General features: G+C 49.2%; 6 protein-coding genes and 1 rRNA gene. All 7 read right to left on the bottom strand.

The window, feature by feature from the left end; translation table 11 throughout:
- Window positions 1–70: 70 nt before the first annotated feature.
- A 16S ribosomal RNA gene (locus tag ACRC6Q_RS18605) occupies window positions 71–1,621 on the bottom strand.
- Window positions 1,622–2,036: 415 nt separating this feature from the next.
- The gene (locus ACRC6Q_RS18600; protein WP_298833738.1) at window positions 2,037–2,720 is read right to left on the bottom strand and encodes a KinB-signaling pathway activation protein; all 684 of its coding nucleotides are present in this window, start codon (window positions 2,718–2,720) and stop codon (window positions 2,037–2,039) included.
- Window positions 2,721–2,913: 193 nt separating this feature from the next.
- Window positions 2,914–3,978, bottom strand: a complete 1,065-nt coding sequence (locus ACRC6Q_RS18595; protein WP_223643217.1) for a P-loop NTPase — start codon at window positions 3,976–3,978, stop codon at window positions 2,914–2,916.
- Window positions 3,979–4,153: 175 nt separating this feature from the next.
- Window positions 4,154–4,588 carry a VOC family protein gene (locus tag ACRC6Q_RS18590; protein WP_223643215.1) on the bottom strand — a complete coding sequence of 145 codons (435 nt, stop codon included), beginning with the start codon at window positions 4,586–4,588 and terminating at the stop codon, window positions 4,154–4,156.
- 109 nt (window positions 4,589–4,697) lie between these two features.
- Complete coding sequence (gene rpsI, locus ACRC6Q_RS18585; RefSeq protein WP_058386707.1) at window positions 4,698–5,090, bottom strand: 30S ribosomal protein S9; 393 nt, start codon at window positions 5,088–5,090, stop codon at window positions 4,698–4,700.
- Window positions 5,091–5,120: 30 nt separating this feature from the next.
- A complete protein-coding gene (gene rplM, locus ACRC6Q_RS18580) occupies window positions 5,121–5,558 on the bottom strand; it encodes a 50S ribosomal protein L13 (RefSeq protein WP_142830577.1) in 438 nt (145 codons plus the stop codon).
- A 193-nt stretch (window positions 5,559–5,751) separates the two neighbouring features.
- Window positions 5,752–6,495 carry a tRNA pseudouridine(38-40) synthase TruA gene (truA, locus tag ACRC6Q_RS18575; RefSeq protein ID WP_431467199.1) on the bottom strand — a complete coding sequence of 248 codons (744 nt, stop codon included), beginning with the start codon at window positions 6,493–6,495 and terminating at the stop codon, window positions 5,752–5,754.
- Between the last annotated feature and the right edge of the window lie 8 nt (window positions 6,496–6,503).

The raw sequence follows: 6,503 nt of genomic DNA, 5'->3' as shown, positions 1-6,503 counted from the left end.
TGAAGGTGAACCTTCAAAACTGAACGCAAAACGTCAACCCCGGGAAACCCGGTTCCGAATTCATCCTTAGAAAGGAGGTGATCCAGCCGCACCTTCCGATACGGCTACCTTGTTACGACTTCACCCCAATCATCCGTCCCACCTTCGGCGGCTGGCTCCACAAGGGTTACCTCACCGACTTCGGGTGTTACAAACTCTCGTGGTGTGACGGGCGGTGTGTACAAGGCCCGGGAACGTATTCACCGTGGCATGCTGATCCACGATTACTAGCGATTCCGGCTTCATGCAGGCGAGTTGCAGCCTGCAATCCGAACTGAGAACGGTTTTCTGGGATTGGCTCCCCCTCGCGGGTTGGCAGCCCTTTGTACCGTCCATTGTAGCACGTGTGTAGCCCAGGTCATAAGGGGCATGATGATTTGACGTCATCCCCACCTTCCTCCGGTTTGTCACCGGCAGTCACCTTAGAGTGCCCAACTGAATGCTGGCAACTAAGATCAAGGGTTGCGCTCGTTGCGGGACTTAACCCAACATCTCACGACACGAGCTGACGACAACCATGCACCACCTGTCACCGCTGTCCCCGAAGGGAAAGGCGTATCTCTACACCGGGCAGCGGGATGTCAAGACCTGGTAAGGTTCTTCGCGTTGCTTCGAATTAAACCACATGCTCCACCGCTTGTGCGGGCCCCCGTCAATTCCTTTGAGTTTCAGCCTTGCGGCCGTACTCCCCAGGCGGAGTGCTTAATGCGTTAGCTGCAGCACTAAGGGGCGGAAACCCCCTAACACTTAGCACTCATCGTTTACGGCGTGGACTACCAGGGTATCTAATCCTGTTTGCTCCCCACGCTTTCGCGCCTCAGCGTCAGTTACAGACCAGAAAGTCGCCTTCGCCACTGGTGTTCCTCCACATCTCTACGCATTTCACCGCTACACATGGAATTCCACTTTCCTCTTCTGCACTCAAGTCCTCCAGTTTCCAATGACCCTCCACGGTTGAGCCGTGGGCTTTCACATCAGACTTAAAGGACCGCCTGCGCGCGCTTTACGCCCAATAATTCCGGACAACGCTTGCCACCTACGTATTACCGCGGCTGCTGGCACGTAGTTAGCCGTGGCTTTCTGGTGAGGTACCGTCAAAGTGCCAGTAGTTAATTGGCACGTGTTCTTCCCTCACAACAGAGTTTTACGATCCGAAAACCTTCGTCACTCACGCGGCGTTGCTCCGTCAGACTTTCGTCCATTGCGGAAGATTCCCTACTGCTGCCTCCCGTAGGAGTCTGGGCCGTGTCTCAGTCCCAGTGTGGCCGATCACCCTCTCAGGTCGGCTACGCATCGTCGCCTTGGTGGGCCATTACCCCACCAACTAGCTAATGCGCCGCGGGCCCATCCTGCAGTGACAGCCGAAACCGTCTTTCCGTGCAGCCTCAGGAGAGGCCGCAAACTATTCGGTATTAGCACCGGTTTCCCGGAGTTATCCCGATCTGCAGGGCAGGTTGCCCACGTGTTACTCACCCGTCCGCCGCTGAACCGAATGGAGCAAGCTCCACCGGTTCCGCTCGACTTGCATGTATTAGGCACGCCGCCAGCGTTCGTCCTGAGCCAGGATCAAACTCTCCATTATAGAGTAGTTGATTGCTCAAATACTTGCTGGCGTACCGCCGTCCGAAGACGCACGGTTCGCTTGTGATCTGCATACGCTGATCAGTAAAGTGCGCGGGCCGTTTTGCGCGGCCGTTGCATGTTTGTTGACGTTTTGCTGTTCAGTTTTCAAGGTTCAGTTGGTGTGCCGCCGTTTCGTTTATGTTGTTCGTTGTTGCTTGGCGACTTTTATTATATTAAAGCATGTTTATATTCCTGTCAACACTTTCAGGGAAGTTTTTTATAAAACCCGTTTTTTCCTTCTGTATTCCTCATCCTGAAACCCACTCTCACGCTCTTCAGCCTTAGAGCCGTCTGTGTTCTTCAATACTTCCACGGTATCTCAAGGAAATAAAAAATCATCCACCCGCTGCAATGAAACCAACGGATGAATGAGTTTATTTTTTAGAAGCTGGCTGTGCCTGCGCTTTTCTTGCCGCGCGCCGCTCTTCCAGTTTCTGGCGGTCAACATCCGATTGCGCATTGTATTTCGGCAATACCAGCAGCTGGTAGGCGTTCACTGCAAGGAATGGAAACAGCAATAACGTAACCCAGCTGTCGATATTCCCTTCTTCCACCATCAAGGCCGGCAGCCATTCTACCGTCGTAATTACAATCATGAAGAACAGCGCAGAAATAAATGTCTCCTTATTTGTCCACTTCGCTTTGAAGTAAGCTGTCACCACTGCTGTACCAATCAGGATGGCCAGAAGTATCCCATATAACCAAACCTGTTCCGTCGTTTGAGCGTTCGGCGCAAAACGGAATAAAATCAAATCTGTAATGACCACCACGATGATCAGTAATTGAACCCAGTTCCATAGACGCAATGTGCGGAAAATATTCATCCCTATTTGATGTACCGTCAGATAGGCGAAGAAACACAACTGGCTGATGATGCTCATCGTCAAGCCGATAATGACCAGCCAGATAAAGCCAGCCAAAAACTCGCCCCACTGCCCCGCATTAAATGGTTGTGAAAATACATCATCCCAGCGGACGAACAAACCAAGCACTCCGGTTACCGCTCCACCAAGTAAAAGTGCTTTCAAAAAAAACTTAACCCAATTTCTTATTGTCAATTGAATGCCTCCGTTATTTAAAGTTCTTTTAAGATTGTACCAACCGGCTATAAAAAAATCCATTCACCGCACAGGATAGATTGTGAACAAACCTTGAAAGTCAGCGCTTTGTTACTGAATCGCCATATCCTATTGAAAATCCTCCAAAATAAAAGCCCGGAAACCATTCACGGCTTCCGGGCTGCTGCAGCTTTTATTTTTTATCAGCGAATTGCTTAAGCACTTGCTTCGCGATATCTTCATAGATTTTTCCTGTCGGATGATCTTCCAGGTAGACAGAAGGAGCGAAGTCCTCTTCGTTCCAGTCAGGCTGGCCCATTGGAATCTGTCCAAGAAGCGGTGTCTGCAATTCTTCTGCAAGCTTTGGTCCGCCGCCTTGTCCGAATAGGTATTCTCTCTTGCCGGTCTCTTTGCTTTCGTACCACGACATGTTTTCGATGACGCCCAGGACTTCGTGGTCAGTTTGAAGTGCCATCGCTCCTGCACGCGCTGCAACGAATGCTGCTGTCGGGTGAGGAGTTGTGATCACGATTTCTTTGGAAGCCGGAAGCATCTGGTGGATGTCGAGTGCAACGTCCCCTGTGCCAGGTGGCAGATCCAATAGAAGGTAATCCAAATCTCCCCACTCTACATCGCGGAAGAATTGGTCGAGCACTTTGCCGAGCATTGGGCCACGCCATACGACTGGCATGTTATCTTCTACGAAAAAGCCCATAGAGATGACTTTCACGCCGAACCGTTCAACCGGAATGATCGTTTCGCCGCGGACAACCGGCGATTTGTCGATGCCCATCATATCCGGCACACTGAAGCCGTAGATATCCGCATCGATCAAGCCTACTTTTTTGCCAAGGCGAGCCAAAGCGATTGCCAGGTTGACAGATACCGTTGATTTGCCGACGCCGCCTTTACCACTGGCGATCGAAATGAATTCGACTTTGTTGAGTGGAGACAAAAGATCCTGCGCTTCTGATTCGTTTGCTGTTCCGCGGAACTGTGCCAAGGCTTCAGGCGGAAGCTCTTCAAAACGGATGCCGACAGAGCCTGCTCCTGCCTCTTTCAATACATCGACGACTTTCATCTGAAGCTGCATTTGCTCAGGTGTGTTGGTTTTGGCGATCGCCAATTTCACGCTGACATGTTTTTTCTCTTCTTTGATCGTTACGGACGTGATGCCGTTTGTTTCCGTCAACGATCTATGTAAAAACGGATCTTCTAACGCTCCGAGTAATTCGCGCACTTGTACTTCAGTTAACATATCGATACACTCCCCATCAATTTTGCTCACCATAAAGTATAGCATAGCAAACTCAATTTTAAATCTATTCGACCTTACAAGAAAAATGGCAAGGCCGCTCAACTTTAACAGACATAAGAAATCCGGCTAAGCGGTTTTTTATCTGCCGCACAGCCGGAGTTGCCAACACGATCACTCACGATTCAATTTCCAGCATATCATTTTCATCATACGTAAAGTCCGGACCCCATGCCACTTCCCAGTAGTAGCCGTCAGGATCTGTGAAATACCCAGAATAGCCGCCCCAGAAAACATCTTTCGGTTCTTTGATGATTTTCGCTCCGGCAGATTTCGCAAGAGCCATCACTCCATCCACTTCTCCCTTGGACTTGGCGTTATACGCTAAAGTAATGCCCGAAAATCCGCTGCCTCTTGGCGGATTCTTCTCATCGATATCTTCCGCCAATTTCTCCAATGGATAGAGTTCCAGTTTCGTCCCTGAAGAATTAAAAAACACAATTTCAGGATTGTCCCCTTTTTCCGCTGTTTCAAAGCCGAGTCCATCTCTGTAAAACTGTACAGATGTCTTCATGTCTTTCACGCCCAGGCAAATTAAATTGATCCGGTTCATGTCGGCATCCCTCCCATTTCTTTCTATCTTACCTGTTCGCTCCTCCAGTTGAACATAAAAAACACCTTCCGAATTTCTTCGGAAAGTGTTTTGTAAACGAAAATCGAAATTAACGTTTTGAGAACTGAGGTGCACGACGTGCTGATTTAAGACCTGGTTTCTTACGTTCTTTCATACGTGGGTCACGTGTTAACAACCCAGCAGATTTCAACGCAGGACGGAATGCAGGGTCTACAGTAAGTAGAGCACGTGCGATACCGTGACGGATTGCTCCGGCTTGGCCTGTGAATCCACCGCCGTTTACGTTTACAAGGATGTCGTAGCTTCCTAGAGTATCCGTAGCAACTAGTGGCTGTTTGATGATCTGTTGTAATGTTTCGTAAGGAACGTAGTCCGCTACGTCACGTTTGTTGATAGTAATTGTGCCGTCACCCGGTACTAACCGTACGCGAGCTGTTGAGTTTTTACGACGACCTGTTCCAATATATTGAACTTGTGCCAAAGGTGTATCCTCCTCTAATTTACTAATGTATTATCCGCGAAGCTGGTAGTTTTCTGGTGTTTGTGCTTGGTGGTTATGTTCTGGGCCAGCATAGACATGCAGCTTTCTGAACATTTGGCGTCCTAGAGAGTTCTTTGGAAGCATCCCTTTGATAGCCAATTCAAGCATTTTAGTTGGGTATTTTGTGCGCATTTCAAGTGCAGTACGCTGTTTCAATCCACCGCTGTATTGTGTGTGGCGGTAGTAGATTTTGTCTGTAAGCTTTTTGCCTGTAAGGTGAATCTTTTCAGCGTTGATGATGATCACGTGATCACCAGTGTCAACGTTTGGTGTGAATGTTGGTTTGTATTTCCCGCGTAAGATTGAAGCGACTTCAGAAGCTAAACGTCCAAGAGTTTGCCCTTCTGCATCGACAACTAACCATTTACGCTCTACTTCGTGACCTTTAGCCATGAATGTTGTACGCATGTATATTGTCCTCCTAATAAATCGTCTGTTTTGAATTCTTTTACAGTGTTCCGCTGTTCCGTTTTTTCGTTATCCCTAAACACAAATAACCTTCCGGGGCATATCGTGGGGGTAATGAAAATACCATACATCATGTTATAACGGAAGCGGTAAAAAGTCAAGGGTTTTTCTAAAAACACCAGGAAAAGTTGCTTCAACTCCTGTACATCACGCTTTCTAGGTAAAGACCGTGTGCCGCCGCTGTTTTTCCGGCAGCGTCCCGCTCCGCTGCAGCCACGATTCGGCCAAGTTCTTCAGCCTTTCTTTTGCCGATGCCGACTTCCGTCAATGTCCCCGCAATAATGCGGACCATATTATAGAGGAAGCCGGAACCTTCGATGACCATATGCAGCTCATTGCCGTGCTCTTCAAAATCGACGCGCCAAATCGTGCGCACTTTATCCACCACTGCCGTATTCGCCGCACAAAAGCTGGAAAAATCATGCGTGCCGATCAAAGCCTGTGCTGCCGCTCTCATGGCATCCACATCAAGCGGTTGCTTAACATGGACCATATAATTGCGCGTGAACGGGCTGATGATCGGACTGCGGTCCCATTTGTAGCGATAGGTCTTGCCCGTCGTATGGTAGCGCGCATGAAAAGACGGATCCACCTCTTCGATTGAGCTGACCCGGATGTCTTCCGGCAACAGCACGTTCAAGGCCTTCAGCCATCCGCTCACCGGAATGGAAAACTCCGTGTCAAAATGGATGACCTGACCCGTCGCATGGACTTTGGCGTCCGTCCGTCCGCTTGCCACCACTTGCGTCACTTTTCCTTTATGGATGGTTTTCAGCACTTTCATCAATTCGCGTTGGACCGTACGCGAGTCCGGCTGCACCTGATAGCCTGCAAATCCGGAACCGTCGTAGGCAATTGTCGCTTTTAATCGTTTCATAATTTCTC

The sequence above is a fragment of the Planococcus sp. SE5232 genome (genome assembly GCF_050686535.1).
Taxonomy (GTDB): Bacteria; Bacillota; Bacilli; order Bacillales_A; family Planococcaceae; genus Planococcus.
The sequence above is the reverse complement of the archived record's forward strand: the minus strand, read 5'-3'. Positions and strand labels throughout refer to the sequence as shown.

Bases quoted from the DNA above. Each gene is read 5' to 3' on its own strand.
- ACRC6Q_RS18595 (WP_223643217.1), bottom strand. From the start codon at position 3,978: ATGTTAACTGAAGTACAAGTGCGCGAATTACTCGGAGCGTTAGAAGAT.
- ACRC6Q_RS18590 (WP_223643215.1), bottom strand. From the start codon at position 4,588: ATGAACCGGATCAATTTAATTTGCCTGGGCGTGAAAGACATGAAGACA.
- truA (WP_431467199.1), bottom strand. From the start codon at position 6,495: ATGAAACGATTAAAAGCGACAATTGCCTACGACGGTTCCGGATTTGCA.
- rplM (WP_142830577.1), bottom strand. From the start codon at position 5,558: ATGCGTACAACATTCATGGCTAAAGGTCACGAAGTAGAGCGTAAATGG.